This is a genomic window from Pseudomonas sp. FYR_7 (genome assembly GCF_043106155.1).
GTDB classification, from domain to species: Bacteria; Pseudomonadota; Gammaproteobacteria; order Pseudomonadales; family Pseudomonadaceae; genus Aquipseudomonas; species Aquipseudomonas parafulva_B.
In genome coordinates, this window is record NZ_JBICMI010000044.1 from 37,938 (window position 1) to 63,461 (window position 25,524).

24 protein-coding genes are annotated in these 25,524 nt (G+C 61.7%); 15 read left to right on the plus strand and 9 right to left on the minus strand.

Annotated features, from left to right (window positions below):
• The first annotated feature begins 10 nt into the window (after positions 1 to 10).
• From ACF8R3_RS10520 to msrA, 3 genes are read left to right on the plus strand one after another with little or no spacing between them, the layout of a single operon-like run.
• Positions 11 to 1,057 (plus strand): glycine betaine ABC transporter substrate-binding protein, encoded by a 1,047-nt coding sequence (locus tag ACF8R3_RS10520; protein WP_058637402.1) that lies wholly within the window; start codon positions 11 to 13, stop codon positions 1,055 to 1,057.
• The gene (locus ACF8R3_RS10525; RefSeq protein WP_196141984.1) at positions 1,054 to 1,974 is read left to right on the plus strand and encodes a homocysteine S-methyltransferase family protein; all 921 of its coding nucleotides are present in this window, start codon (positions 1,054 to 1,056) and stop codon (positions 1,972 to 1,974) included. The genes ACF8R3_RS10520 and ACF8R3_RS10525 overlap by 4 nt, the downstream gene beginning before the upstream one ends.
• Entirely contained in the window at positions 1,971 to 2,438 is a 468-nt protein-coding gene (gene msrA / locus ACF8R3_RS10530; protein WP_392515576.1) for a peptide-methionine (S)-S-oxide reductase MsrA, read from the plus strand. Before ACF8R3_RS10525 ends, msrA begins: the two co-directional genes overlap by 4 nt.
• 50 nt (positions 2,439 to 2,488) lie before the next feature.
• On the opposite strand, the gene ACF8R3_RS10535 is transcribed toward msrA, so the two are convergent.
• Complete coding sequence (locus ACF8R3_RS10535) at positions 2,489 to 4,996, minus strand: ABC transporter permease (protein WP_197843978.1); 2,508 nt, start codon at positions 4,994 to 4,996, stop codon at positions 2,489 to 2,491.
• Complete coding sequence (locus tag ACF8R3_RS10540; protein WP_058603802.1) at positions 4,993 to 5,679, minus strand: ABC transporter ATP-binding protein; 687 nt, start codon at positions 5,677 to 5,679, stop codon at positions 4,993 to 4,995. The genes ACF8R3_RS10535 and ACF8R3_RS10540 overlap by 4 nt, the downstream gene beginning before the upstream one ends.
• A 10-nt stretch (positions 5,680 to 5,689) precedes the next feature.
• Between ACF8R3_RS10540 and ACF8R3_RS10545 the strand changes: the two genes are divergently transcribed.
• The 3 genes from ACF8R3_RS10545 (at position 5,690) to ACF8R3_RS10555 (ending at position 7,733) form a co-directional block, all read left to right on the plus strand.
• Positions 5,690 to 6,295 carry an arylesterase gene (locus ACF8R3_RS10545; RefSeq protein ID WP_145255347.1) on the plus strand — a complete coding sequence of 202 codons (606 nt, stop codon included), beginning with the start codon at positions 5,690 to 5,692 and terminating at the stop codon, positions 6,293 to 6,295.
• Between the two features lie 58 nt (positions 6,296 to 6,353).
• Complete coding sequence (locus ACF8R3_RS10550; protein ID WP_058603804.1) at positions 6,354 to 6,644, plus strand: hypothetical protein; 291 nt, start codon at positions 6,354 to 6,356, stop codon at positions 6,642 to 6,644.
• A 111-nt stretch (positions 6,645 to 6,755) separates the two neighbouring features.
• Positions 6,756 to 7,733 (plus strand): L,D-transpeptidase family protein, encoded by a 978-nt coding sequence (locus ACF8R3_RS10555; RefSeq protein WP_078478787.1) that lies wholly within the window; start codon positions 6,756 to 6,758, stop codon positions 7,731 to 7,733.
• A 117-nt stretch (positions 7,734 to 7,850) separates the two neighbouring features.
• Here ACF8R3_RS10555 and oprI read toward each other — a convergent pair whose 3' ends face one another.
• Positions 7,851 to 8,102, minus strand: a complete 252-nt coding sequence (gene oprI, locus ACF8R3_RS10560; RefSeq protein ID WP_003259780.1) for an outer membrane lipoprotei OprI — start codon at positions 8,100 to 8,102, stop codon at positions 7,851 to 7,853.
• 500 nt (positions 8,103 to 8,602) lie between these two features.
• Here oprI and ACF8R3_RS10565 point away from each other — a divergent pair, with 500 nt between their 5' ends.
• Complete coding sequence (locus ACF8R3_RS10565; RefSeq protein ID WP_023536046.1) at positions 8,603 to 8,884, plus strand: GNAT family N-acetyltransferase; 282 nt, start codon at positions 8,603 to 8,605, stop codon at positions 8,882 to 8,884.
• Positions 8,885 to 8,926: 42 nt separating this feature from the next.
• Here the strand turns inward: ACF8R3_RS10565 and ACF8R3_RS10570 are convergent, their stop codons facing one another.
• Positions 8,927 to 10,003 carry a 3-deoxy-7-phosphoheptulonate synthase gene (locus tag ACF8R3_RS10570; RefSeq protein ID WP_058603806.1) on the minus strand — a complete coding sequence of 359 codons (1,077 nt, stop codon included), beginning with the start codon at positions 10,001 to 10,003 and terminating at the stop codon, positions 8,927 to 8,929.
• A gap of 232 nt (positions 10,004 to 10,235) precedes the next feature.
• Here ACF8R3_RS10570 and ACF8R3_RS10575 point away from each other — a divergent pair, with 232 nt between their 5' ends.
• The 3 genes from ACF8R3_RS10575 to cysB all read left to right on the plus strand — a co-directional run bounded on the left by ACF8R3_RS10575 (position 10,236) and on the right by cysB (position 12,906).
• Positions 10,236 to 11,189, plus strand: coding sequence for a putative 2-dehydropantoate 2-reductase (locus tag ACF8R3_RS10575; RefSeq protein ID WP_196121650.1), 954 nt, complete (start codon positions 10,236 to 10,238; stop codon positions 11,187 to 11,189).
• Positions 11,190 to 11,279: 90 nt separating this feature from the next.
• Positions 11,280 to 11,777: a universal stress protein gene (locus ACF8R3_RS10580; RefSeq protein ID WP_392515577.1), complete on the plus strand. Its 498-nt coding sequence runs from the start codon at positions 11,280 to 11,282 to the stop codon at positions 11,775 to 11,777.
• 154 nt (positions 11,778 to 11,931) lie between these two features.
• A complete protein-coding gene (gene cysB / locus ACF8R3_RS10585; protein ID WP_023536044.1) occupies positions 11,932 to 12,906 on the plus strand; it encodes an HTH-type transcriptional regulator CysB in 975 nt (324 codons plus the stop codon).
• Positions 12,907 to 12,959: 53 nt separating this feature from the next.
• Here the strand turns inward: cysB and ACF8R3_RS10590 are convergent, their stop codons facing one another.
• From ACF8R3_RS10590 to ACF8R3_RS10610, 5 genes are all read right to left on the minus strand, one after another.
• A complete protein-coding gene (locus ACF8R3_RS10590) occupies positions 12,960 to 13,694 on the minus strand; it encodes a phosphoadenylyl-sulfate reductase (protein WP_058637394.1) in 735 nt (244 codons plus the stop codon).
• Positions 13,695 to 13,815: 121 nt separating this feature from the next.
• Positions 13,816 to 15,159 (minus strand): aminodeoxychorismate synthase component I, encoded by a 1,344-nt coding sequence (gene pabB / locus ACF8R3_RS10595; protein ID WP_392515578.1) that lies wholly within the window; start codon positions 15,157 to 15,159, stop codon positions 13,816 to 13,818.
• 120 nt (positions 15,160 to 15,279) lie between these two features.
• A complete protein-coding gene (locus ACF8R3_RS10600) occupies positions 15,280 to 16,260 on the minus strand; it encodes an alpha-L-glutamate ligase-like protein (protein ID WP_023536214.1) in 981 nt (326 codons plus the stop codon).
• The gene (locus ACF8R3_RS10605) at positions 16,260 to 17,795 is read right to left on the minus strand and encodes an inactive transglutaminase family protein (protein WP_027914607.1); all 1,536 of its coding nucleotides are present in this window, start codon (positions 17,793 to 17,795) and stop codon (positions 16,260 to 16,262) included. The genes ACF8R3_RS10600 and ACF8R3_RS10605 overlap by 1 nt, the downstream gene beginning before the upstream one ends.
• Before the next feature lie 5 nt (positions 17,796 to 17,800).
• On the minus strand, positions 17,801 to 18,337 hold the full coding sequence (locus ACF8R3_RS10610) for an ATP-dependent zinc protease (protein WP_058603812.1): 537 nt from the start codon (positions 18,335 to 18,337) through the stop codon (positions 17,801 to 17,803).
• Between the two features lie 294 nt (positions 18,338 to 18,631).
• Here ACF8R3_RS10610 and ACF8R3_RS10615 point away from each other — a divergent pair, with 294 nt between their 5' ends.
• The 5 genes from ACF8R3_RS10615 to prpF all read left to right on the plus strand — a co-directional run bounded on the left by ACF8R3_RS10615 (position 18,632) and on the right by prpF (position 25,422).
• Entirely contained in the window at positions 18,632 to 19,348 is a 717-nt protein-coding gene (locus tag ACF8R3_RS10615; protein ID WP_058637391.1) for a GntR family transcriptional regulator, read from the plus strand.
• Positions 19,345 to 20,235 carry a methylisocitrate lyase gene (gene prpB / locus ACF8R3_RS10620; protein ID WP_058637390.1) on the plus strand — a complete coding sequence of 297 codons (891 nt, stop codon included), beginning with the start codon at positions 19,345 to 19,347 and terminating at the stop codon, positions 20,233 to 20,235. The genes ACF8R3_RS10615 and prpB overlap by 4 nt, the downstream gene beginning before the upstream one ends.
• 95 nt (positions 20,236 to 20,330) lie before the next feature.
• Entirely contained in the window at positions 20,331 to 21,458 is a 1,128-nt protein-coding gene (prpC, locus tag ACF8R3_RS10625; RefSeq protein ID WP_058603815.1) for a 2-methylcitrate synthase, read from the plus strand.
• Between the two features lie 105 nt (positions 21,459 to 21,563).
• A complete protein-coding gene (gene acnD / locus ACF8R3_RS10630; protein ID WP_145255341.1) occupies positions 21,564 to 24,155 on the plus strand; it encodes a Fe/S-dependent 2-methylisocitrate dehydratase AcnD in 2,592 nt (863 codons plus the stop codon).
• Positions 24,156 to 24,231: 76 nt separating this feature from the next.
• Positions 24,232 to 25,422: a 2-methylaconitate cis-trans isomerase PrpF gene (prpF, locus tag ACF8R3_RS10635; protein ID WP_058603817.1), complete on the plus strand. Its 1,191-nt coding sequence runs from the start codon at positions 24,232 to 24,234 to the stop codon at positions 25,420 to 25,422.
• Positions 25,423 to 25,524: the final 102 nt, after the last annotated feature.

The following is a 25,524-nucleotide window of genomic DNA, read 5'->3' on the forward strand; positions in this document are numbered from 1 at the left end:
GAGAACCCACATGAACAGACACCTGCCCAGCAAACTGGGGACCGCCGCACTGCTGGTTTCCCTTATCTTGCCTGCAGCAGCCTCGGCGAAGGAATCGATCGTCATCGGTGAGCAGAACTGGACCGGCGCGATTGCCATTCAACACATCCTGGGCGAAGTCATTCAGAGCCGTCTGGATGGCGAAGTTTCTTACCTGGCAGGCGATGTGCCTGTGCTATTGAGCGCTGCGGCAAAAGGGGATGGCTCGGTTGACGTGCTGACCGACATCTGGCTGCCGAACCAGTCGGCGGCCTGGGCCAAGTACGTCAGCGGTGGGACCAAGTCCTTGGTACCCAATGCCCATCCCTACAGCGGTGTTCAGGGCTTCTACATCCCGGGTTACCTGCAGGACAAATACGGCGTCAAGTCCATCTACGATCTCAACAAGCCTGAAGTGGCCAAGCTGTTCGAGCCGTTGGGCGGTGGCCAGGCGCAATTGCTGGTGGGCCCTGCGGGTTGGGAGTCCACCTACATTGGCCAGATCAAGGCCAAGGATTACGGCTTTGCCGACAAGTTTGAAGCGATCTCGACCGAGGCCTCGGTGACGTACGCCAAGCTGGCGTCAGCCTACAAAGCGCAGCGCGGTGTGGTGTTCTACGCCTACACGCCCGATTGGGTGTTTTCGGCATTCGACCTGCGGCGCCTGGAAGAGCCGGCGTTTGACGGCTATGCCCAGGACAACAAGAAGGGTGACCCGCTTTACAAGGCCGATGGATGCTGGAAGTTCATAAGTCCTACAGTAGACGCCGATTGGCTGAACAAGAGCAAGATCACCTGCGCGTTCCCCGATGCCAAGGTCTATGTACTTGCATCCGCTGGGCTGCAAAAACGCGCACCGAAGGTCGCAGCGTTCCTGCACAATTTCGCCATTGACCCCAGCGATCTGAATGCCTTGATACTGAAGATCGAAAAGGAACAGGTACCTGCTGATGTCGCAGCCAAAGCTTGGATCCAGGATCATCAGGCCACCGTCGATCAATGGCTGGCCGCAGCTCCCGCACAGGGCCAAGCCCAATGAGCCAGAGTCCGATTCACCTGCTTGACGGCGGAATGGGGCGGGAACTCAAGCGCAGCGGAGCGCCTTTCAGGCAACCGGAATGGTCAGCGCTCGCGCTGATCGAGTCCCCAGAGCACGTGCTCCAGGCGCACGAGGCGTTCATAAGGGCCGGCGCGCGGGTCGTGACGACCAACAGTTATGCTGTGGTGCCTTTTCACCTAGGCCAGACGCGCTTCGCCGAGCAGGGGCGAGCGCTTGCCGATCGCGCAGGGCGGCTTGCTCGCCAAGCGGCTTCGCAAAGCGCTGTCCCTGTACGCGTCGCCGGCTCGCTGCCGCCGGCGCTCGGGTCTTATCGACCCGACCTGTTCGACCATCAGGCTTCTGTGGCCATCCATCAGGAGCTGATTGCAGGGCTGCAAGAGCATGTAGACGTATGGCTGGCTGAAACGCAAAGCTCAACGGCCGAAGTGCAGGCCGCTGCCCAGGCGCTGGGTGAGCGTTCCAAGCCGCTGTGGGTGTCCTATACGCTGATCGATGATGCCGATCACGCGCCACGTTTGCGTTCAGGGGAGTCGGTGGCTGATGGCGTGCGCTGCGCCCTCTCGGTCGGAGCCAAGGCAGTGCTGTTCAATTGCAGTCAGCCTGAGGTCATGGGGGCTGCGTTGGAGCAGGCTCAGGCCGTCCTTGGCGGTATTGAGCAGCGTGTGGAGCTGGGGGTTTATGCCAACGCTTTCCCGCCTGTGTCGCAAGAGGCCGAGGCCAACACTACGTTACTGGACATCCGTGCAGACCTCGGGCCTGAGCCCTACCTGGACTGGGCCAGAAACTGGGTCGCCGCAGGCGCCACGATCATAGGCGGGTGCTGTGGTATCGGCCCTGAACATATCGAACAACTTCATAGACACTTCGCGATTGAGCCAGAGGGCATCACCTCATGACGGACAGACAACCACAGCAACGTGTCGAGCAGGCGACTTTTGGTGCGGGCTGCTTCTGGGGCGCCGAAGCGGCCTTCCGAGCTTTGCCGGGTGTAGTAGACAGCCGAGTGGGCTTTGCGCGATCAGCCCAGGGGGAGGCTGACATGATCGAGGTGGTCCAGGTCGACTTCGATCCAGGCCTGACGTCGTACAGCCAACTGGTGGGGCATTTCTGGGGGCTGCATGATCCTACGTCGGTCGACCGTCAGGGCACGGATATTGGCGTCAACTATCGCTCTGCGCTTTTCGTGAGTAACCTTGCTCAGGCTGAATTGGCACAAGCCGCCAAGCACTACTTGGAGGCCTCAGGGAAACTGAGCAAGCCAGTGGCGACCGTCATCTTGCCATTGGGTGACGTTCAGTTGGCTGACCAGGACCAGCAGCGGTATTTGGAGAAGCACGGCCTGGGCAGCTGCTCGCTGTAAGCCTGGCATGTCGCCAAGACGGTCCTGCGTCACGCAGAACCGTCCTGGCTTCACCCTTCACGCAGGACCGCCAGCGGTGAGGCGTTAAGTGCGCGGCGAGTGCCGAGCACACCCGCGCAGCCGACCAGCAGCGCGCCTGCAACGGGCATCAGCAGCAACCACGGGTGCAGGCTCCACGGCAGTGCGAAAGCGTAGTGATACAAGACGAAGGTGATCAGTTCGCACCCCAGCGCCGCCAGCAAACCGCTCAGTGCACCCAGCAAGCCGAATTCGATGCGCCGTGTCTTGGTCAGCAATTGGCGTTGGGCCCCCAGGGCACGCAACAGTGCACCTTGACGAATGCGCTCATCCAAGGTGGCTTGAAGGCCTGCGAACAAAACGGCCATTCCTGCGGCCAGTACGAACAGCAGCACGTACTCTACAGCCAGCGTGACCTGAGCAAGTATGCTGCGTAGCTGGGCGAGCAATGCATCGACCTGAAGGATGGTCACCGCAGGAAATGCGCGTGACAGGGCGACGATTTCCTGATCATGCCCGGGTGCGAGGTAAAAACTCGTCAGATAGGTGGTAGGCAGCCCTTGCAACGTACCGGGTTGGAAGATCATGTAGAAATTGGGCTGAAAGCTGTCCCAGTGAACGCTGCGCAGACTGGTCACCTTGGCCTGGCGCTGCTGGCCCCCAATATCGAACGTGAGCCTGTCCCCCAGTTTCAGCTGAAGGCTTTCGGCGAGCTGGGCCTCCACCGATACGCCAGGTACATCGTCATCGCTTGGTGATCCTTGCCACCAATGACCACCGGTCAATTGATTGCCGTCAGGCAACTGCGCCGCCCATGTCAGGCTCAGGTCCCGTTGTACGGCGCGTTCGCCTGCAGAGTCCTTCGTGACGATCTGTTGGACCGGCTGCTGGTTGATCTCGATCAGCCGCCCAGGTGTGACCGGGTACAGGGGAGCCGCAGCGGCGTTGATCTGTTTGAGCTGTTGGGCGAAGCGGTCCTGGTCGTCAGGCAGAATATTGAGTGCGAAATGATTCGGGGCATCTTCAGGCAGCTGTGCCTGCCAAGTGTCGAGCAGCTCCGCACGCAGCAGCGCGACCAGGCCCATGGCGAGCAGGATCAGCCCGAAAGCCAAGGCCTGCCCGGCGGCGGCCGTGGGGTGGCGAAGCAACTGCCCCAGCCCCAGGCGCCAGGCCAGCGGCGCCCCTGACAGGAGTCGACGCAGGCTGCGCAAACCCAGCCACAGCAACCCGCCCAGCACCAGGGCTGCCGCCAGGCCGCCTGCCAGGAGTGCGAAGGTGAGCAGCAGGTCAAGGCTCAATCGCCACATGATAAGCCCCAGGGCGAACAGGGCTGCACCGTAGACCAGCCAGCTACTGGGAGGTACAGGGAGCAGGTCACGACGCAGCACCCGCAACGGGGGCACTTTACCCAAGGCTGCAATCGGCGGCAGAGCAAAGCCTGCCAGCGCGACCAGCCCCGTGGCGACGCCAGCCAAGGCCGGCCACAGGCTCCCTGGCGGTACGTCGCTGGGCAGTAATCCGTGCAGCAGCTTGAACAAACCCAGCTGCGCAAGCCAGCCCACTGCGGCGCCCACGATCGCAGCTGCAAGCCCGAGCATGGCCAGCTGCAGGCTGTACAGAAGCAGCGCCTGGCGCCGCGACAGGCCCAGGCAACGCAGCAGGGCGCTGGCGTCCAGGCGCCTGGCGGCATAGCGACTGGCAGACAGCGCCACGGCGACACCGGCCAGCAATACTGCAACGAGGCTGGCCAGGTTCAGGTAACGCTCGGCTTTGCCCAATGCGCCGCCGATCTGCTGGTTGCCATCGCGGGTGTCGCGCAACCGCTGGCTGGCCGAAAGCGTGTTCTCGACGCTGGCGCGGTATTGCGCCAATGCCTCGGCAGGGCCGCTCCACAGGTCACGGTATGTCACGCGGCTGCCGGGTTGCACCACGCCGGTCGCTGGCAGGTCCGCCAGGTTCATCATCACCCGTGGGGTCAAGCTATAGAAGTTGTTTGCCCGGTCCGGTTCATAGGTCAGCACGCGGCTCATGCGCAGGGTCTTCATGCCCACATCGATGCTGTCGCCGATGTTCATGCCCAATGCCGCCAGCAGCCGTGGCTCTACCCACACCTCGCCGGCTGCCGGCCCACCGCCTGGCTTTTCCTCGGCATAAGGCTCGGCGGCGCTGCGCACCTGGCCGCGCAATGGGTAGGCGGTATCGGCGGCCTTGACCCCCGCGAGCTGGATACCGTTATCTGCGCCCACCACGCTGGTGAACTCGACCACCTGCGCGTGATGCAGCCCCAGAGACTCGCCGATTGCAATCTGTGGCGCCGCGGCTGGGGCGCTGCCCTGCAGTACCAGGTCAGCGCCCAGGAACTCAGTGGCGCGCAATTGCATGGCGGCATTGAGCCGGGCGCCGAAATACCCGATGGCGGTACTGGCCGCCACGGCGACCAGGAGCGAAAAGAACAATACCCGCACTTCGCTGGCCCGAAGATCGCGCAGCAGCTGTCGCCAGGCCAGCCCCAGCAGGCGCGCCGCCGGCATGCCCTTCATCCGGCCTCCAAGGGGCTGACCAACTGGCCCGCATCCAGGCGGATATGGCGGTGGCAACGGCGAGCCAGCCGCTCGTCATGGGTCACCAGGATCAAGGTGGTGCCGCGCTCCTGATTCAGTTCGAACAGCAGGTCGCTGATGCGCTCGCCCGTATGGCTGTCGAGGTTGCCCGTCGGTTCGTCGGCAAACAGTACGGCGGGCTGAGCAGCAAAAGCACGGGCAAGAGCCACCCGCTGTTGCTCACCGCCCGACAGTTGCCGCGGCGTATGGGTAAGCCGTTGCCCTAACCCTACGCGTTCGAGCAAGGTGCGCGCGTGATCGCGCGCGTCTGCGCGACCATGCAGTTCCAACGGCAACATCACGTTTTCCAGCGCATTGAGGCTGTCGAGCAGCTGGAACGACTGGAACACAAAGCCCACGTGCTCGGCCCGGATGCGGGCCCGCTGGTCCTCATCGAGCACGCCTAGGTCGTGCCCGGCGAGCGTCACCGAACCTTGGCTGGGCTGATCGAGCCCGGCCAGCAGCCCAAGCAGGGTCGATTTGCCTGAACCTGAGGCGCCGACGATGGCAAGGCTGTCCCCTGCGGCCAGCTCCAGCGACATGGGGTGCAGGATGGTGAGTTCACCTTCCGCGCTGGTGACCACTTTGCTAAGGTGCTGCGCAACGAGCATGCTGGGGCCCATGGAGAATCCGATGCGAATGTGGTTGATGAGTGCCGGTCTGGCCCTGTATTGCCTGGCCCAGAGCGCGACTGCGGGAACGGTGCTGATTGTCGGTGATAGTATCAGCGCAGGTTTTGGCCTGGATACCCGCGAAGGTTGGGCATCCTTGTTGCAGACCCGCCTGCGTCAGGAAGGTTTCGACGACAAGGTGGTCAACGCCTCGATCAGTGGCGACACCAGTGCCGGCGGGCAAGCGCGGCTGCCAGCGTTGCTGGCGGCGCACACGCCCGAGGTGGTGGTGCTGGAGTTGGGGGGCAACGATGGGTTGCGCGGCCAGCCGCCAGCGCAACTGCGACAGAACCTTGCCGCGATGATCGATCAGTCGCGCCAGGCAGGTGCCAAGGTCTTGCTGCTGGGCATGCAGTTGCCTCCCAACTATGGCGTCCGCTATACCACTGCTTTCGCCGAGGTGTACAAGGAGTTGGCCAAGGACAAGCAGGTAGCACTGGTGCCGTTTTTCCTGGAAGGGGTTGGCGGCGTTCCTGAGTTGATGCAGGCAGACGGCATCCATCCTGCCCAGGGCGCCCAGCAGCGGCTGCTGGAAAACGCCTGGCCGGCGCTCAAACCCTTGCTCTGACGCTTTAAACGGGGGCGAGTTTGGGCTAATGTTGCGCCCCCCGTTCCGAGTACCCCCGATGCCGCGCCCTGCCTGGTCCCTTTTCGCCTACCAATTGATCGAGCCCGACGAACAGCTTGACCTGTTCGCCTGCCAGGAAAGTCGCGTTCACCTGGTCGCGCGGCAGCTCGAACTCGGCGTGCCGGTGGACAGAACATTGTGCGGGGGGCTGTTGCCTGCGCACCCTCGCTGGTCCGGCGTGCCACGCACCATCTATCGCGATACCCGGCTGTGCGAGCTGTGCCGCGCCATTCTCGATGCGCAGCGGCGAGGCATGCGACCGGTCTGGCCACAATTGCAGGCGGTCTGAGGCGCGCACCTTTCATCATCTGTAACCGCGTCCGGCTCAGGATGCCTCCCGCTGTCTGGGGTGGGGGTGTACAATCATGCCTTTCGTCCCACCTCCCAAAGGATTTACCGGATGTCGCCGCGCTTTCCCGCCGTCACTCGTAGCCTGTCCCTGGCCGCCTTGCTGGTAGCGGGGCCCGCTGTCGCACTGGAGTTGCCACTGCCGCCACCTGGGGACGACATCGTCGGTCAGGTGCATGTGATCAAGGCCAAGTACGAAGATACATTCGCCGATATCGGTACGGCCAATGACCTGGGCTATCTGGAGATGATCGCCGCCAACCCGGGTGTCGATCCCTGGCTGCCTGGCGCAGGCACCGAAATCATCTTGCCCACGCGCTACATCCTGCCACCGGGTCCTCGTGAAGGCATCGTCATCAACCTTGCCGAGTACCGCTTGTATTACTACCCCAAAGGCGAGAATGTGGTGCACACCTTCCCGTTGGGGATCGGTCGCGAAGGCTGGGGCTCGCCGATTGCCAATACCAAGATCATCGCCAAGACGCCAAACCCTACCTGGACGCCGCCGGCGTCGATCCGGGCCGAGCATGCAGCCGATGGCGACATCTTGCCTGCCGTGGTTCCAGCAGGCCCGGACAACCCGCTTGGGCCCTTCAAGTTCACCCTGGGTGTACCGGGTTACTTGATCCATGGCTCAAACAAGAAATTCGGGATCGGCATGCGTACCAGCCATGGCTGCTTCCGCATGCTCAACAACAACGTACTGGAACTGTCGGGCATGGTGCCGGTGGGCACTCCTGTTCGCATCATCAACGAACCGTACAAGTTCGGGTTGAGCGGGGGCAAGGTATACCTCGAAGCCCACACGCCGCTGGATGATCAGGGCAATCCGTCGGTGGTCGACAAGCATACGGCGGTCATCAACGCGTTGCTCAAGCGTGAAGACCTGGCCAATAACCTGCGCATGAACTGGGACATGGTCCGCGACGTCGTGGCTGCCGAAGATGGCATGCCGGTGGAGATTGCCGTGCCCGTCGACAATCAGAGCGCTACGCCCATGGTCTCGACGCTTCCCGAGGAGATACAGTAACCCTCTCTGCGAACTGCGTTGACGGCAACGTAGTGCGCAATCGCGCCTCGGTGTCAAAAAATCGCAAAAAAAAGCCGACCCCAAAGGGGTCGGCTTCATAACAGCCCCAAGGGACTATTATTTGCGGCTGGCTTTGTCCAGCATGCGCAGTGCGCGCTCATTGGCTTCGTCAGCGGTCTGCTGAGCTTTCTGAGCGGCTGCCAGTGCGTCGTCAGCCTTGCGGTAGGCTTCATCGGCACGAGCTTGTGCGCGGGCTGCTGCGTCTTCAGTTGCAGTCAGGCGAGCTTCGGTTTCTTTGGAGACGCTGCTGCAACCGGTAGCCAGAACTGCGGCCAGAGCCAGAGCAGAGAATTTCAGAACGTTGTTCATCGTGTTCCCCTTCAAGGACTTTCTATTAATGAGCCATCTCTCAGAAAAGAGAAACTGGCCGGCGTACATAGTACCCATTACTTGTAGTAAGTAAACTGACTGAACGCAAGAACTGCAAAAAAAAACAGTGCGCAGTTTCTGCGCCAGCCGAGGGGCGCGGCTCATCGCCCCGAGCCAGCAGGGTAACTCTGCACTAACGGCAACTTTCATGTTGAACTAAGGGTGACTTCTACTGTCTTTGTGCGTCTTAGTCCTACATGATTTGCCGGCACTGTCAATGTCACACTTAACAGCGTAAGCCGTTAATGGCTGGCTTTCATCCGAGCGCTTTACTTGAGTAATCCTTCGGTAAGCGCCTAGTATGTGGGTCTACAGAAAACCCGAACGAACGCAGACGTCCAGCGGTCCAACGCGCAATAGACGATGCATGTGCCAAGTGTGCCGGGTATTGACCATCGGTTAGGCTATGGGTCTGCCAAAAAGGCCCGCGAGGAGTAGTGATGAGCGAAGCGCTGACCATCCACCATGACCAGGCGGGTCATCAGTTCGAGACCAATGTGGACGGTCATCGTGCCTATCTGACCTACATGGACTTGGGTAAGCAGACGCTGGACATCTACCGCACCTTCGTACCCAACGCCTTGCGCGGGCGTGGGATCGCAGCTGCCCTTACCGAGCGCGCGCTGCAATATGCCGAGCAGATGGGCTACACGGTGATACCGTCCTGCTCGTACGTGGAGCGTTACATGGAGCGTCAGCAGCGTCACGCCAGCAAGGTGTGATCGCTGCTTTGAACACTAGGGCCTGAACGGCCCCCAAAGGTCTCAGGCGCGATTGCGCTGAGGGAGGACGTCCTTCAACTTCGCGCGCATGCTGCGCAGCGTCTTCTCGGTCGCCGACCAGTCGATGCAGGCGTCCGTCACCGAAACGCCATACTGCAGCTGGGACAAGTCCTTGGGAATGGATTGGCAGCCCCAGTTCAGGTGGCTCTCGACCATCAACCCGATAATCGATTGGTTGCCCTCCAGAATCTGGTTCGCCACGTTTTCCATCACCAGCGGTTGCAAGGCCGGGTCCTTGTTGGAGTTGGCATGGCTGCAATCGACCATGATGTTGGCCTTGATCTTGGCCTTGGCCAGGTCTTGTTCGCACAGGGCGACGCTGACCGAGTCGTAGTTGGGTTTGCCATTACCGCCGCGAAGCACGACATGCCCGTAGGGGTTACCCTTGGTGGTCACGATGGAGACGCCACCTTCCTGGTTGATCCCCAGGAACCGGTGCGGCTTGGACACCGACTGCAGGGCGTTGATAGCGACGGTCAAGCCACCGTCGGTACCGTTCTTGAAGCCGACGGCCGACGACAGGCCAGAGGCCATTTCGCGGTGGGTCTGCGACTCGGTGGTACGGGCACCGATGGCTGACCAGCTGATCAGATCCTGCAGGTATTGCGGGGAAATCGGATCCAGTGCCTCAGTGGCCGTGGGCAAGCCCATTTCGGCGAGGTCCAGCAGCAGCTTGCGACCGATATGCAAACCATCCTGGATCTTGAAGGAGTCGTCCAGATATGGGTCGTTGATCAGGCCCTTCCAGCCCACGGTGGTACGCGGTTTTTCAAAATATACCCGCATGACCAGGTACAGCGTGTCGGACACTTCTTCGGCCAGGGCCTTCAGGCGCGCTGCGTATTCATGCGCGGCCTTGATGTCGTGGATGGAGCAGGGGCCGACCACGACGAACAGGCGGTGATCCTTGCCATCGAGAATATTGCGCACCACGTCTCGGCCAGCAGTCACGGTCTGCAGGGCCTGGGCGCTAAGGGGGATTTCCTTCTTGAGCTGGTCGGGGGTGATCAGCGTCTCGTTGGATGCAACGTTCAAGTCATCGATCGGTAAATCAGCCATCGTGTTACTCGTCAGGTCACGGGTGCCGGCCGCCAGCTATCCCCGTGCGGCCCAGCAGCAAGAATAATCGCAGCGGGGAGCCGAACCTTAGCGCGTTAGCGTTTGCGCCACAATGGGCATTGCCCCGTGCAGGCGGGGTTTTTCCCGGTAGCAGGGGTCGACGGCGAGCATCGATCTGCGCGAAGGTGCCCAACCGGTGTAATAAGCAGGCTGACATGAGAAGGAGAACCGCATGCACGCGCGCAACCCCCGGATTGGCATCATCGGCAGCGGTGCCATAGGCGGCTTTTACGGGCTGCTGCTGGCAAAGGCCGGCTTCGATGTGCACTTTTTGCTCAGAAGCGAGTATGAAGCGGTCAGTCATCACGGGCTGACCGTCCAGAGCGCTGTCCATGGTCGGCTGCACGCCAAAGTAAATTGCTACGCCGACGCCGCGCAAATGCCACCCTGCGATTGGCTATTGATAGGCGCCAAAGCCACCGGCAACCCGCAACTGGCGCCATTGATCGTGCAGGCCGGTGCACCGGATGCGAAAGTGGTGCTACTGCAGAACGGACTGGATGTCGAAGCGCAACTGCGCCCGTTACTGCGGGCTGATATGCACCTGCTTGGCGGGTTGTGCTTCGTCTGCGCCGACCGCCAGACACCCGGAGTGATTCGCCATCAGGCGTTGGGTACCGTGAACGTGGGTTATCACAGTGGTCCTAGTGACGATGGCGGGCGCCGCCTGGTGGAGCAGGGGGTTTCATTGTTCCAGGCTGCGGGGGTGAGTTCTGTGGGCATGCCTGATCTGGCTGGCGCCCGGTGGCAAAAGTTGGTGTGGAACGTGCCTTTTAACGGCCTGTCAGTGTTGCTCGGCGCCAGCACTGCCCAGCTGCTGGGCGACAGCCATGCCCGCACGCTGGTGCAAGCCTTGATGGAGGAGGTGATGGTGGGCGCTGTCGCTTGTGGTCATGCCATGCCCGCAGGCTATGCTCAGCAACTGCTGAGCATGACCGAGCGCATGCCTGATTACTGGCCCAGCATGTACCACGACCACGTTCATCATCGACCTCTAGAGACAGAGGCCATCTATGCAGCGCCTCTGGCCCGCGCCCAGTCCGCGGGTTGCCATTTGCCCCGCATGGAGATGTTGTACCAGTCGCTGAGGTTCCTCGGTAAAAACAGTGAAGGGGCCATGCTCTAGGCGCAGTCATGCGCCGGGCTGGGCAAGCGAGGCGCCGATGCGCTGCTAAGCTCAAGTTTGCCCTGCCGCCATGGCAGTCGAGGAGGTCGAATGATCCGCTCTCTGCTGTACGCCACAGACCTCGGCGTCTATGCGCCATTCGTGATGCAGCATGCGCTTGCGTTGGCGCGCACATTCGGTGCCGAGTTGTACGTCATTCATGCGGTCGAACCGATGGGCCAGTTTGCCGAATCCCTCCTGCAAAGTTACCTGGACGAACACACCCTGGACCAGCTGCACAGCCAGGGTGTGGGTACGGTAATGGCCAACATCGAGCAGCGTGTACTGGAAAATTTTCGTGAGGAGCTGGGGGAGCAAGCCGATCTGGCGGTGCTCAAGGCGGTGCGCGTGCGCCAGGGCGACCCTGCGCAAGTCATCCTGGATCAGGCCCAGCGCCTGAGCGTCGACCTGCTTGTCTTCGGCAGTCACAGCGCCAGGGCGGGCGTGGACGTGCCCTTGGGTAGGACGGCGGTCAGATTGCTCCAGCTCTCGCCTGTACCGGTCTATATGGTCCCCTTGGCACAGCATCTAGGTCGTAGGAAAGGCTGAATCACGCTGTGGGAATATTCCGGGCGGTGTAACAAAATAGTTCTAGATTTATTACGATTACCACTAATATAGTTATATATCGTCGCTGCCCGCTGCCCGCTGCCCGCTGCCCGCTGCCCGCTGCCGCTGACCCACGCTGAACTGAGGGAACCTTATGAAGCTTCAACAACTGCGCTACATCTGGGAAGTAGCGCACCATGACCTCAACGTCTCTGCGACAGCACAAAGCCTGTATACCTCGCAGCCGGGGATCAGCAAGCAGATCCGACTGCTCGAAGACGAGTTGGGCGTCGAGGTATTTGCGCGTAGCGGCAAGCACCTGACGCGTGTGACCCCAGCAGGGGAGCGCATCATCAACACCGCTGGCGAAATCCTGCGCAAGGTCGAGAGCATCAAGCAGATCGCCCAGGAGTTTTCCAACGAGAAAAAGGGCACGCTCTCCATCGCCACCACCCACACCCAGGCTCGCTACGCTTTGCCTCCGGTGATCAGTGGCTTCATCAAGCAGTACCCGGAAGTGTCCTTGCACATGCATCAGGGCTCCCCGATGCAGATCGCCGAGATGGCCGCAGACGGTACGGTGGATTTCGCCATCGCCACAGAAGCGCTCGAGCTGTTCGGCGACCTGATCATGATGCCGTGCTACAAGTGGAACCGTTGCGTGGTGGTTCCGCAGGGCCATCCATTGGCCAAGCTTCCCAAGCTGACCCTCGAAGCGGTGGCCGAATATCCCATCGTTACCTATGTGTTCGGCTTTACTGGGCGCTCCAAGCTGGACGAAGCTTTCAGCAACCGCGGCCTGACGCCCAAGGTGGTGTTCACGGCGGCGGACGCGGACGTGATCAAGACGTACGTCCGCCTCGGTTTGGGCGTGGGCATCGTTGCAGGCATGGCAGTTGACGCCAAGCTGGACGGTGACCTGGTAGCCCTGGACGCCAGTGAACTGTTCGAAGCCAGCATCACCAAGATCGGCTTCCGGCGTGGCACTTTCCTGCGCGGGTTCATGTGCGACTTCATCGAGAAGTTTGCGCCGCACCTGACCCGTGAAGTGATGGCCAAGGCCATCCAGTGTCACAACAAGCAGGAGCTGGAGGCATTGTTCGAAGGTGTCGAGTTACCGGTGCACTGATCCTCGGACGCAAGGGCCGCCACGCGGCCCTTTTCAAAGGTATCGCCCGCGTTTCAGGCCTTGGTGATCAGGTTGCCGGCGTGCAGGCCGCATTCCTTCTGGGTCGACTCTTCCCACCACCAGCGGCCTTCGCGCTCGTGCTGATTAGGTAGCACAGGGCGCGTGCAGGGCTCGCAACCGATGCTGATGAAACCGCGCTCATGCAGGCTGTTGTAGGGCAGCTCGAGCATGCGGATGTAGCCCCAGACTTCTTCGCTGCTCATCTGAGCCAGAGGGTTGAACTTGTAGAGCGTGCGCTCCGGGGTGGAGAAGCCGGTGTCGATCTCCAGGGCTGCGACCTGGCTGCGCGTGCCGGGGCTCTGGTCGCGGCGCTGCCCCGTGGCCCAGGCACTGACGGTCGCAAGCTTGCGGCGCAGGGGCTCGATCTTGCGGATGCCGCAGCACTCGCCGTGGCCGTCACGGTAGAAGCTGAACAGGCCTTTGTCTTTGACGAACGGGTCGAGCTTGCTGCGATCGGGGCTGAGGATTTCGATGGGCAGGTTGTACTGCTCGCGCACCTGATCGATGAAGCGATAGGTCTCCGGATGCAAGCGCCCGGTGTCGAGGCTGAATACTTTGACCTGTTTGTTAAGCTTCCAGGCCATGTCCACCAGTACCACATCTTCGGCACCGCTGAAGGAGATCCACAGATCGTCGCCGAAGTGCTCGAAGGCAAGCTTGAGAATGTCCTGTGGGGATTTGTCCGCGTAAGCCGCTGCCAGGGCAGCGACGTCGAAAGGTTGGCTCATCAGGCGGTTTCCATCTTGGCTGTGGCGCTGGGCGCTCGTAGTGAGGCAATGGTAACAAAAAACCCATCCTGGTTGCGGGGCACGCCAAGCTGCGTTCAGCGGTTCACGGGTAAGCCAGCTTTCAAAGCCCCTGCAAGGTCTGCATCAGCACCCGCACTTTGGCAATGGACTCCTCGTACTCGGCCTGCCATTCGGAGTCGGCGACCACGGCGCCACCGCCCCAGCAACTGACCTGGCCGTCCTTGATCAACAGGCTGCGGATGGCGATAGAACTGTCCATCTCGCCGCGTACATCGACATACAGCAGCGATCCGCAGTAAAGCGCTCGGCGAGTGGGTTCAAGCTCATCGATGATCTGCATCGCGCGGATCTTGGGCGCGCCGGTGATCGAGCCGCCAGGAAAGCTGTCGCCGATCAGATCCAGTGCGTCCCTGCCAGCCGCCAGCGTGCCTGTCACGCTGCTGACCAGATGGTGCACGTTGGGGTAGGTTTCCAGGCTGAACAGCTCAGGCACTTTGACGGAGCCAATCTCGCACGTGCGGCCCAGGTCATTGCGCAACAAGTCCACGATCATCAGGTTTTCCGACCGGTCCTTGGGGCTTTGCTGCAGTTGCTCGGCATTGCGCGCATCCTCGGCCGCATCGTGACCCCGCGCTCGGGTGCCCTTGATCGGACGGGTTTCCACATGACCCTTGCTGACCCGAATGAACCGCTCGGGCGAGAAGCTCAACAAGGCGCTGCCGTCTGCCAATTGCTGGAACCCGGAGAAGGGCGTTGGGCATGCCTGGCGAAGGGCTTGATAAGCTCGCCAGGGATCGCCCTGGCAAGCAGCGCGAAACCGTTGGGTCAGGTTGATCTGGTAGCAGTCGCCTGCCTGGATGTAGCGTTGAACCTGCTCGAAGGCTGCATGGTACTGCTCGGGCGCAAGGTCACCAGTCATTGGGGCGAGCAGCTTGAAAGCCCCGCTGGCCCGAGGTTCACACCCCTCGAACAGGCGCACCAGTCGCTCACGCTCTTCACGGCCCAGGGTTGGGTGAAACACCAGTTGGCTGGTACGGGTGGCGTGGTCGGTAACCAACGCCCATGCGTACACGCCCAGTTGGGCGTCCGGCAGGCCGAGGTCGTCCACCGCCTGGGTCGGCAAGTGTTCCAGCCGACGACCAAAATCGTAGCTCAGGTAACCGATCAACCCACCGGCAAACGGCAGCTCGCTCTCTGGCGGTAGATGTGCAGCGCCCAAGCGAGCCAGCGCAGCGCGCAACCGCTGCAGGAAGGCGCGCCCTGTTTCGTCCGCCAGCACCTGCAACTGCTGCACTGGCCACGCGCTCAGCAGGTCGAAGCGGCCGCGTTCAGCGCCGGGGCGAGCGCTGTCGAGCAAAATGGCGCCTGGAGCATCACGCAAGCAGGAAAAGTAGGTAGCCGGGTCAGGCTGGTAGGGCAGGGCGTACAACGTGCAGGTCGGCATCAGTAGGGACGGCGATTAAAAGCGAGGACGGCGATTGTAGTCCGGTGCAGGCATTGCGCCTAGCGTCAGGGCGACATTCGCCATCTTCATCTGGCCAGGGCTGGTGGCCAACCCCGCTCCTTAGTGACCGGGCCTGTGGCCGAACAGGCCTTGGGCAACGCGCACGCGTTGCTCGGCATCTTCGGTCACACCCTCTTTGGCCAGTGCCTCGAGATGCGCCTCGATCGCATGGGTGCGTTGCGTCAGGCCGCAATCGTTGGCGATCTGGATATTCAGCCCTGGGCGAGCGTTGAGCTCGAGGATCAGTGGGCCTTTTTCCTGGTCCAGCACCATGTCCACGCCAATGTAGCCCAGGCCGCACAGCTCATAGCAGCCGGCGGCCAGCTTCATGAACCCGTCCCAGGTCGGCAGCTGCACGCCGTCCACTGCGTTGGTGGTGTCGGGATGCTTGCTGATGATGTTGTTCAGCCAAGTGCCACGCAGCGTCACGCCTGTGGCCAAATCCACGCCCACACCGATGGCGCCTTGGTGCAGGTTGGCCTTGCCGCCGGACTGGCGGGTGGGCAGGCGCAGCATGGCCATGACCGGGTAGCCCATCAGGACGATGATGCGGATGTCCGGTACGCCTTCATAACTGATGCTCTTGAAGATCTGGTCCGGGGTGACGCGGTACTCGATCAGGGCGCGGTCGCGATGGCCACCGAGCGAGTACAGCCCGGTGAGGATGCTGGAAATCTGGTGCTCGATTTCCTCATGGCTGATGATCTTGCCGGACACCGTCCGGTAACGGTCTTCGAAACGGTCGGCGATGACCATGATGCCATCACCCCCGGCGCCCTGAGCCGGCTTGATCACGAAGTCGCTGCGCCCGCCGATGATCTCGTCAAGCTTCTCGATCTGCTTTTCCGTCTCGATGACGCCGTACATTTCCGGCACATGGATGCCGGCCGCCAGGGCGCGCTCCTTGGTGATGATCTTGTCGTCGACGATCGGGTACAGGTGGCGCTTGTTGTACTTGAGTACATAGTCTGCATTGCGCCGATTGATACCCATGATGCCCCGGGCCTCCAGGGCTTTCCACGTCTTGATCAGGCCGAACATCAGGCGTCCGCCTTCTTCAGGAATGCCTTGAAGCGGACCAGCTCGGTCAGGCGGTAGCCGCGATAGCGACCCATTGCCAGCATGAAGCCCACCAGAATCAACAGCACGGCCGGGAAGGTGAACACGAAGTAGACCAGCTCCGGTACCATCATCAGCAGGTGCGCGAGAGAGGCGGCGAACAAGGTGCCGATGGCCACTTTCATGGCATGACCGCCGCCGCGTTCTTCCCAGGTGATTGACAGGCGTTCGATGGTCATGGTCAGGATCACCATCGGGAACAGCGCGACCGACAAGCCGCGCTCAAGGCCCAGTTTGTGGCTGAACAGGCTGATGGCGGCAATCAATACCACGACGAATGTCAGCACCACCGAAAGGCGGGGCAGCATCTGCAGCTTCAGGTGTTCGAGGTAGGAGCGCAGCGATAGCCCCAGCGCGGTGATGACGGTGAACAGCACGATCCCGAAGCCCAGCTGTGTTTCGCGGAAGGCCAGGGCGATCAGGACCGGTGTGAAGGTACCCAGGGTCTGGATGCCGATCAGGTTGCGCAGCACCAGAATCACCAGCACGCCGATGGGAATCATGACCATGATCATAAAGGTCTGCTGGGTCTGCAGCGGCAGCCCATACAGGGAGTATTCGAGGAAGTCGGCGTCGGTGTTCTCGTCTGTCAGCTTGGCCAGGCGGATGGCGTTCATCTCGCTGTTGTTCATGCTGAAGGTGACGTTGGCCCGCTTGCCGCCATCGACCGTGATCAGGTTGTCATCCCCGGTCCACCACAATAGCCGATCGTTGGGCAGGCCTTGCTCACCGGTCTCGGGGTTGAAATACAGCCAGTCGTTGCCGTTGAAGCTGCGCAACCACAGTTCCGGGGTTTGCGGGGTGTCGGCCACCAGGCGGATCGTGTGCACCTTCTCCATCGGCACGTGGGCAATGGACAGCAACAGGTCAATGACCTGCGCCTTCTTCATCGGTGAGGTATCGCCTGCCAGCAGCAGCTTGACGTTGTCGTCGTTGAGGTTGTTGACGCGCTTGATGGTTTCGCTGACGAACGTCTCGACATCGGCCGAATGCTGACGAATCGGTGCCATCAAGGCTTCGGCGGCGATCTTCTCGGGGCCTTCTACTGCGAGGCTGTCGCGGAAGGTCGGGCCCTTGACCTTGGCTTTCTCGGTGCTATAGCGCTTGGTCAGCACCAGCCGGTAGTAAAGGGTCTGGTTGCCGCTGGCGCGCCGCGCGGACCAGGTGACCTTGCGGTTGCCGTCGGCGCGGTTGACGCTCACACCATAGTTGTTGGAAATGAAGCTTTCGTTGAGGCTCACGTAATCCCGATTCAGGGGCGGCACGAACATCTGGACCTTTACCGGGTCCTTGGTGCTGGCCACAAATTCGATCTTGGCATCGATGTTCCACAGATCGTCCGTTTCATCCTCGGTCACCGGGATGCCAAGTACGAAGATCTGATAAGCCGTGACCGCTACGCCCAGCAACACCAGGACGGTGATCAGGACTTTCAGATGGAGGGTAAGAGAGCGCATCGGAATTACTCTGCTTTGGGAGCGTCGGTGGCACAGGCAGGTTTGCCGGCCGCATATTTAAGGCTTGGGTCGACCAGGGCGTCGAAATGCTTCAAAGCCTCCGAGCCGATCAACAGTGGGAACTGGAAAGCGCTGCGATCGGTGAGGTTGACTTCGATGGTGCGCCTGGCCTGGCCCATGCAGATGTCCAGCTCGATGACGGGGCGTGCGGTGTAGGCCTTGCCCGATTCGGCGTCGTAGTCGCCCGCCCTGCGCTTGATCTTGCTCACCCGCGCCAGCGGGCGTTCGATGGGGTGGGAATGGGCAGCATCGATGGCCAGGTAGAAGCGCACCCAGCTTTCGCCATTGCGCTTGAAACGCTTGATGTCGCGGGCGCTGAGCGAGGCTGTCTTGGCCCCGGTGTCGAGCTTGGCCGCCACTTCGAGGTCGAGGTCGCCCAGGCGAGCATATTCGTTCAGACCGTACACGGTCTTGCCGGCTGCCTGGCTCAGGGCCGGCAACAGGAGGAGGCTAATCAGCAAAGCAAAGGGTGTCAGTTTCATAGTCCTGGCGCGGTATTGTGCAAAGTTCGGGGTAAGGCGACTGGCAACGGCTGCACAAGCTTCCTCGTTGATCTGCCGGCACCATGCGGGCGGGGCAGACGGGCTATCCATACTCCATCGAAGGCGCGGCATTCTATCACGCCGACGTATTGACGCCAGCGGTGCGCGATCTGACAGTTGGATCAGAGGGTAGTTTCTTGTTGAGTGCATTGTTGACAATGTTGTCTAGGGCTTTGACTATTACGAGACCTGGCGTTAGATTTAACGCCACGTTTTGTAAAAGGTGTCAACAATATGCAGGCGCTCTCAACGGGTAACCCGACTGGCAACGAGGAATCGGAAACCCTGTCCGAGCATGTCTTCAGGCGGATTCAGGCGGCCATTGTACGGGGGGACATAGCCCCGGGGAGCAAGATTTCCGAGCCGGAGCTTGCCCGCACCTATGGCATCAGCCGAGGCCCGCTGCGTGAAGCCATTCACCGCCTCGAGGGCCAGCGCCTGCTGGTTCGTGTGCCCCATGTGGGCGCACGGGTGGTTTCACTGAGTCACGCCGAACTCATCGAGCTCTATGAAATCCGCGAGTCGCTCGAAGGCATGGCCTGCCGCCTGGCGGCCCAGCGCATGGGCCGAGCCGACATCGACGAGCTGCGCCAGGTGCTGGAAACCCATGAGCGCGATGCTGCCTTCCAGGCGGGCGTGGGCTACTACCAGCAGGAAGGTGACTACGATTTTCACTATCGCATCATCCAGGGCAGCGGCAACCAGACCTTGGTCAAGATGCTCTGTGGAGAGCTGTACCAACTGGTGCGCATGTACCGTATCCAGTTCTCGGCCACACCCAATCGGCCGCGTCAGGCCTTCGCCGAGCACCACCGCATCCTGGACGCCATCGCCGAGGGTGACGGCGAGTTGGCCGAGCTGTTGATGCGTCGTCACATCGCTGCGTCCAAACGCAACATCGAGCGCCATTACCAAGGCGACCACACCCACAGCACACGAGGTGAACAATGACCGTCCAGAGTACCCCAGGCCAACGTTTTCGCGACGCAGTGGCCGCCGAGCGCCCGCTGCAAGTGGTCGGCACCATCAATGCCAACCACGCCTTGCTGGCCAAGCGTGCCGGTTTCAAGGCCATCTACCTGTCCGGCGGCGGTGTGGCAGCAGGCTCCCTGGGTTTACCTGACCTGGGCATCAGTGGCCTGGACGACGTGCTGACCGATGTCAGGCGCATCACTGATGTGTGCGACCTGCCACTGTTGGTGGACGTGGACACCGGGTTCGGTGCCTCGGCCTTCAACGTTGCCCGTACCGTGCGCGCCATGAGCAAGTTCGGCGCCGCCGCCATTCATATCGAGGATCAGGTGGGCGCCAAGCGTTGTGGCCACCGTCCGAACAAGGAAATCGTCACCCAGCAGGAGATGGTTGATCGCATCAAGGCGGCGGTCGATGCCCGCCTTGATGACAGCTTCGTGATCATGGCCCGTACCGATGCGCTGGCGGTCGAGGGGCTCAATGCGGCGCTGGATCGGGCGGCCGCCTGTGTCGAGGCCGGCGCGGACATGATCTTCCCCGAAGCCATCACCGAACTTGCGATGTACAAGACGTTCGCCGACCGGGTCAAGGCCCCCATCCTGGCTAACATCACCGAGTTCGGTGCCACGCCTTTGTACACCACCGAAGAGCTGGGCTCGGTCGATGTGTCGCTGGTGCTGTATCCACTGTCGGCGTTCCGCGCCATGAACAAGGCTGCCGAGAACGTCTACGCCGCCCTGCGCCGTGATGGCACGCAGAAGAACGTGATCGATACCATGCAGACACGCATGGAGCTTTACGACGCCATTGGCTATCACGCTTTCGAGCAAAGTCTCGATGCATTGTTTGCCCAGAAAAAAGGCTGACCTGCCCACTGCGCGCGCTGCAGCGCCCTGGTTCAGGGGTAGATAAGGGTTAGCCAGCCTGCATTCCATAACAAGTTCAAGAAAGGAGAAGCACCATGGCCGAAGCAAAAGTACTCAGCGGCGCAGGCCTACGCGGTCAGGTTGCCGGTCAGACGGCCCTGTCGACGGTCGGTCAGGCCGGCGCAGGGCTGACCTATCGCGGGTATGACGTCCGCGACCTGGCTGCCCACGCCGAATTCGAGGAGGTGGCTTACCTGTTGTTGTATGGCGAGCTGCCCTGCCAGGCCGAGCTTGCCGACTACAAGCACAAGCTCAAGGGCCTGCGCGACCTGCCCCAGGCGTTGAAAGAAGTACTGGAGCGCATCCCGCGCGACGCTCACCCGATGGACGTGATGCGCACGGGCTGCTCCGTGCTCGGAACCCTGGAGCCCGAGCTCACCTTCGATGCCCAGCGCGACAAGACCGACCGGCTCCTGGCCGTCTTCCCAGCGATCATGTGTTACTGGTACCGCTTCAGCCATCACGGCGTGCGCATCGACTGTGTCAGTGACCAGGACACCTTGGGCGGCCACTTCCTGCAGTTACTCCATGGCAAGCAGCCCAGTGAGCTGCATGTGAAGGTGATGAACGTATCGCTCATTCTCTATGCCGAGCACGAGTTCAACGCCTCCACCTTCACCGCCCGCGTGTGCGCCTCGACCTTGTCCGACCTGTACTCCTGCGTCACCGCCGCCATCGGTTCGCTGCGCGGCCCGCTGCACGGCGGCGCCAACGAGGCGGCCATGGAGCTGATCGAGCGCTTCCAGAGCCCGCAACAAGCGACGACCGAGTTGCTGCACATGCTCGAGCGCAAAGACAAGATCATGGGCTTTGGCCATGCCATCTACAAAGAGTCCGACCCGCGTAACGAGGTGATCAAAGGGTGGTCCAAGCGCCTTGCCGATGAGGTGGGCGACACGGTGCTGTACCCGGTGTCCGAAGCCATCGACAAGACCATGTGGGAGCAAAAGCGCTTATTCCCCAACGCCGATTTCTACCATGCCTCGGCGTATCACTTCATGGGCATACCGACCAAGCTGTTCACCCCGATCTTCGTCTGCTCGCGGCTTACCGGCTGGGCAGCGCACGTGTTCGAGCAGCGTGAGAACAATCGCATCATCCGTCCGAGTGCCGAATACATCGGCGTCGAACAGCGTCAGTTCGTACCGATCGAGCAGCGCTGATGGTCGCCCACCCCGCGCAGACTTTGTTGGCCTCGCGGGGTGGCCCAGCATGTCTGCCCGCACGCGCACCCTTGAACGCCATCCGTGACCGAGCCTGATAACGATATGAATACTGCCTACCGCAAAGCCTTGCCAGGCACTGACCTGGATTACTTCGACGCCCGTGCTGCCGTCGAGGCCATCAAGCCCGGCGCCTACCAGGGCTTGCCCTACACCTCGCGTGTGCTGGCCGAGAACCTGGTGCGCCGCTGCAGCCCTGGCACGCTCCAGGCGTCGTTGGCCCAGCTGATAGAGCGCAAGCGCGACCTCGATTTCCCCTGGTATCCGGCCCGGGTCGTCTGCCATGACATCCTGGGTCAGACCGCGCTGGTCGACCTGGCCGGCTTGCGCGATGCCATCGCCGACAAGGGCGGTGACCCTGCCCAGGTCAACCCGGTGGTGCCAGTGCAGCTAATCGTCGATCACTCACTGGCCGTCGAGTGTGGCGGCTATGACCCCCAGGCGTTCGAACGCAACAGGGCCATCGAGGATCGCCGCAACGAAGACCGTTTCCATTTCATCAACTGGACCAAGAAAGCGTTCAAGAACGTCGATGTCATCCCGCCTGGCAACGGCATCATGCACCAGATCAACCTGGAGAAGATGTCGCCCGTGGTACACAGCGATGACGGCGTGGCCTACCCGGACACCTGTGTCGGCACCGACAGCCACACCCCGCATGTGGACGCCTTGGGCGTCATCGCCATCGGCGTGGGCGGGCTTGAGGCCGAGAACGTCATGCTCGGGCGCGCCTCCTGGATGCGCCTGCCGGAAATCGTCGGCGTCCAGCTCACTGGTAAACTGGCGCCCAACCTGACGGCAACCGACCTGGTATTGGCCCTGACCGAATTTTTGCGCAAGCAGAAGGTGGTCGGCGCCTACCTGGAATTCCATGGGGAAGGCGCCCGTGCCCTGACGCTCGGCGACCGCGCCACCATCTCCAACATGGCCCCTGAATATGGCGCCACCGCGGCCATGTTCGCCATCGATCAACAAACCATCGACTACCTGCGCCTGACAGGCCGCGAGGAACAGCAGGTCGCACTGGTAGAGACCTACGCCAAGACCGCGGGTCTGTGGGCTGACAGCTTTACCGAGGTGGTCTACGAGCGCACGCTGGACTTCGATCTGGCCAGCGTGGTGCGCACCATGGCGGGCCCCTCAAACCCCCATGCCCGGGTGGCCACCAGCGAGCTGGCCGCCAAGGGGATCGCAGGTGCCTGGGAGCAGGTACCCGGTCAGATGCCGGACGGGGCGGTGATCATTGCAGCCATCACCAGTTGCACCAACACCAGCAACCCGCGCAACGTGATCGCTGCCGGGTTGCTGGCGCGCAATGCCAATAGGCTGGGGCTGACGCGCAAGCCTTGGGTCAAGTCATCCCTCGCCCCTGGATCCAGGGCAGTGCAGCTGTACCTGGAAGAGGCAGGCCTGGAGGCGGAGCTCCAAGCGTTGGGCTTCGGCATCGTCGCCTTCGCCTGCACCACCTGCAACGGCATGTCCGGCGCCCTCGATCCGGCCATCCAGCAGGAAATCATCGATCGGGACCTGTATACCACCGCGGTGTTGTCGGGTAACCGAAACTTCGATGGCCGTATTCACCCGTATGCCAAACAGGCATTTCTGGCGTCCCCGCCTTTGGTTGTGGCCTATGCCATCGCGGGTACGATCCGTTTCGATATCGAGAAAGATGTGCTGGGCGTGGCATCGGATGGCCGTGAAATTCGCCTCAAGGACATCTGGCCCAGCGATGAAGAAATCGATGCGATGGTCCGCGCTGCGGTCAAGCCCGAACAGTTCCGAAAGGTCTACATCCCCATGTTCGCCGTCGAGCAAGACCGTGGGCCCAAGGTAGCGCCGCTGTACGACTGGCGCCCCATGAGCACCTACATCCGTCGCCCGCCCTACTGGGAAGGCGCCCTGGCGGGAGAACGCACCTTGCGTGGCATGCGCCCGCTGGCGTTGCTGCCGGACAACATCACCACCGATCACCTGTCGCCCTCCAATGCCATCATGCTAGACAGCGCGGCGGGGGAGTACCTGGCCAAAATGGGCTTGCCTGAAGAAGACTTCAACTCCTATGCCACCCACCGTGGGGATCACCTCACGGCTCAGCGCGCCACTTTCGCCAACCCCAAGCTGTTCAACGAGATGGTGCGCAATGAAGATGGCAGCGTAAGGCAGGGTTCGCTGGCACGCCTTGAACCCGAAGGCCGGGTCATGCGCATGTGGGAAGCGATCGAAACCTACATGCAGCGCAAGCAGCCGCTGATCATCGTGGCCGGTGCCGATTACGGTCAGGGCTCTTCACGCGACTGGGCTGCCAAAGGGGTGCGTCTGGCGGGCGTGGAGGCCATCGTCGCCGAGGGGTTCGAGCGCATCCACCGCACGAACCTGGTGGGCATGGGCGTCTTGCCCCTCGAATTCATGCCGGGTACCGACCGTAAGGTACTGGGCCTGGACGGCAGCGAAACCTATGACGTGATAGGCATCCGTACTCCCCGCGCTACCCTGACCCTGGCGGTGACCCGTCGCACAGGAGAGCGTTTTGACGTGCCGGTGACCTGTCGTCTGGATACAGCCGAAGAGGTGTCGATCTACGAAGCGGGCGGGGTGTTGCAACGCTTTGCCCAGGACTTCCTCGAAGCGACCGTTTAACGCAACGTGGCCGCCTTGCGGCCCCCAGTCGCCCGCACTGGCTCGGACCACCGGGCCATCCAAGAGGCTTCAATCCATGGCACATGCACCTCAAATCAAGATTCCGGCTACTTACATGCGTGGCGGCACCAGCAAAGGCGTGTTCTTCCGCTTGCAGGACCTCCCGGCGCAGGCGCAAACGCCCGGCCCGGCACGCGATGCCTTGCTGCTGCGGGTAATCGGCAGCCCCGACCCCTATGGCAAGCAGATCGACGGCATGGGCGGGGCGACGTCCAGCACCAGCAAGGTCGTGATCCTGTCCGCCAGCAAGCGCCCTGATCATGATGTGGACTACCTGTTCGGCCAGGTCAGTATCGACAAGCCTTTCGTAGACTGGAGCGGCAACTGCGGCAACCTTTCCGCAGCAGTGGGTGCGTTCGCCATCGGCAGTGGCCTGATAGAACCCACGCAGGTACCCGCCACCGGTGTCGCCACGGTGCGTATCTGGCAGGCCAACATCGGCAAGACCATCGTAGCGCATGTGCCGATGAGCGACGGTCAGGTGCAGGAGACCGGCGACTTTGAGCTCGATGGCGTCACGTTCCCTGCCGCCGAAGTGCAGCTGGAGTTTCTTGATCCGGCAGCCGACGATGATGGGGAAGGTGGGACGATGTTCCCTACCGGCAACCTGATCGACGAGCTTGCAGTGCCGGGGGTTGGCACCTTCAAGGCGACGTTGATCAATGCCGGTATCCCAACGGTGTTTCTCAATGCAGCCGATCTTGGTTACAGCGGCATGGAGTTGCAGGATGCCATCAATGGGGATCCGGCTGCCCTTGAGCGGTTCGAGGCGATACGGGCCCATGGTGCGCTGCGCATGGGGCTGATCGAACATGTAGGGCAGGCTGCCGCACGCCAGCATACCCCCAAGGTGGCATTCGTGGCGCCGGCACAGGCTTATCTCGCTTCAAGTGGCAAGCAGGTGGGGGCAGAAGATATCGACTTGCTGGTGCGTGCCTTGTCCATGGGCAAGCTGCATCACGCGATGATGGGCACTGCCGCCGTCGCGATCGGTACGGCTGCGGCCATCCCGGGGACACTGGTGAACCTTGCTGCAGGCGGCGGTGAGCGCAGCGCTGTACGCTTCGGGCATCCATCGGGCACCTTGCGGGTAGGTGCGCAGGCGTGCCTGATCGATGGGCAGTGGTCGGTGACCAAGGCGATCATGAGTCGCAGCGCGCGTGTGTTGATGGAGGGCTGGGTACGCGTTCCTGGCGATAGTTTCTGACAGGCGTGCTCGCCATCGCCGGCCCGTCACGTTCAAGAAGGCGTCTGGGCGTGATTTAGTCGGTGCCTGACTGTTCTGAATGAAAAAAAAGCCCCGGCATCA

Bases quoted from the DNA above. Each gene is read 5' to 3' on its own strand.
- ACF8R3_RS10520 (WP_058637402.1), top strand. From the start codon at position 11: ATGAACAGACACCTGCCCAGCAAACTGGGGACCGCCGCACTGCTGGTT.
- ACF8R3_RS10525 (WP_196141984.1), top strand. From the start codon at position 1,054: ATGAGCCAGAGTCCGATTCACCTGCTTGACGGCGGAATGGGGCGGGAA.
- msrA (WP_392515576.1), top strand. From the start codon at position 1,971: ATGACGGACAGACAACCACAGCAACGTGTCGAGCAGGCGACTTTTGGT.
- ACF8R3_RS10535 (WP_197843978.1), bottom strand. From the start codon at position 4,996: ATGAAGGGCATGCCGGCGGCGCGCCTGCTGGGGCTGGCCTGGCGACAG.
- ACF8R3_RS10540 (WP_058603802.1), bottom strand. From the start codon at position 5,679: ATGGGCCCCAGCATGCTCGTTGCGCAGCACCTTAGCAAAGTGGTCACC.
- ACF8R3_RS10545 (WP_145255347.1), top strand. From the start codon at position 5,690: ATGCGAATGTGGTTGATGAGTGCCGGTCTGGCCCTGTATTGCCTGGCC.
- ACF8R3_RS10550 (WP_058603804.1), top strand. From the start codon at position 6,354: ATGCCGCGCCCTGCCTGGTCCCTTTTCGCCTACCAATTGATCGAGCCC.
- ACF8R3_RS10555 (WP_078478787.1), top strand. From the start codon at position 6,756: ATGTCGCCGCGCTTTCCCGCCGTCACTCGTAGCCTGTCCCTGGCCGCC.
- oprI (WP_003259780.1), bottom strand. From the start codon at position 8,102: ATGAACAACGTTCTGAAATTCTCTGCTCTGGCTCTGGCCGCAGTTCTG.
- ACF8R3_RS10565 (WP_023536046.1), top strand. From the start codon at position 8,603: ATGAGCGAAGCGCTGACCATCCACCATGACCAGGCGGGTCATCAGTTC.
- ACF8R3_RS10570 (WP_058603806.1), bottom strand. From the start codon at position 10,003: ATGGCTGATTTACCGATCGATGACTTGAACGTTGCATCCAACGAGACG.
- ACF8R3_RS10575 (WP_196121650.1), top strand. From the start codon at position 10,236: ATGCACGCGCGCAACCCCCGGATTGGCATCATCGGCAGCGGTGCCATA.
- ACF8R3_RS10580 (WP_392515577.1), top strand. From the start codon at position 11,280: ATGATCCGCTCTCTGCTGTACGCCACAGACCTCGGCGTCTATGCGCCA.
- cysB (WP_023536044.1), top strand. From the start codon at position 11,932: ATGAAGCTTCAACAACTGCGCTACATCTGGGAAGTAGCGCACCATGAC.
- ACF8R3_RS10590 (WP_058637394.1), bottom strand. From the start codon at position 13,694: ATGAGCCAACCTTTCGACGTCGCTGCCCTGGCAGCGGCTTACGCGGAC.
- pabB (WP_392515578.1), bottom strand. From the start codon at position 15,159: ATGCCGACCTGCACGTTGTACGCCCTGCCCTACCAGCCTGACCCGGCT.
- ACF8R3_RS10600 (WP_023536214.1), bottom strand. From the start codon at position 16,260: ATGTTCGGCCTGATCAAGACGTGGAAAGCCCTGGAGGCCCGGGGCATC.
- ACF8R3_RS10605 (WP_027914607.1), bottom strand. From the start codon at position 17,795: ATGCGCTCTCTTACCCTCCATCTGAAAGTCCTGATCACCGTCCTGGTG.
- ACF8R3_RS10610 (WP_058603812.1), bottom strand. From the start codon at position 18,337: ATGAAACTGACACCCTTTGCTTTGCTGATTAGCCTCCTCCTGTTGCCG.
- ACF8R3_RS10615 (WP_058637391.1), top strand. From the start codon at position 18,632: ATGCAGGCGCTCTCAACGGGTAACCCGACTGGCAACGAGGAATCGGAA.
- prpB (WP_058637390.1), top strand. From the start codon at position 19,345: ATGACCGTCCAGAGTACCCCAGGCCAACGTTTTCGCGACGCAGTGGCC.
- prpC (WP_058603815.1), top strand. From the start codon at position 20,331: ATGGCCGAAGCAAAAGTACTCAGCGGCGCAGGCCTACGCGGTCAGGTT.
- acnD (WP_145255341.1), top strand. From the start codon at position 21,564: ATGAATACTGCCTACCGCAAAGCCTTGCCAGGCACTGACCTGGATTAC.
- prpF (WP_058603817.1), top strand. From the start codon at position 24,232: ATGGCACATGCACCTCAAATCAAGATTCCGGCTACTTACATGCGTGGC.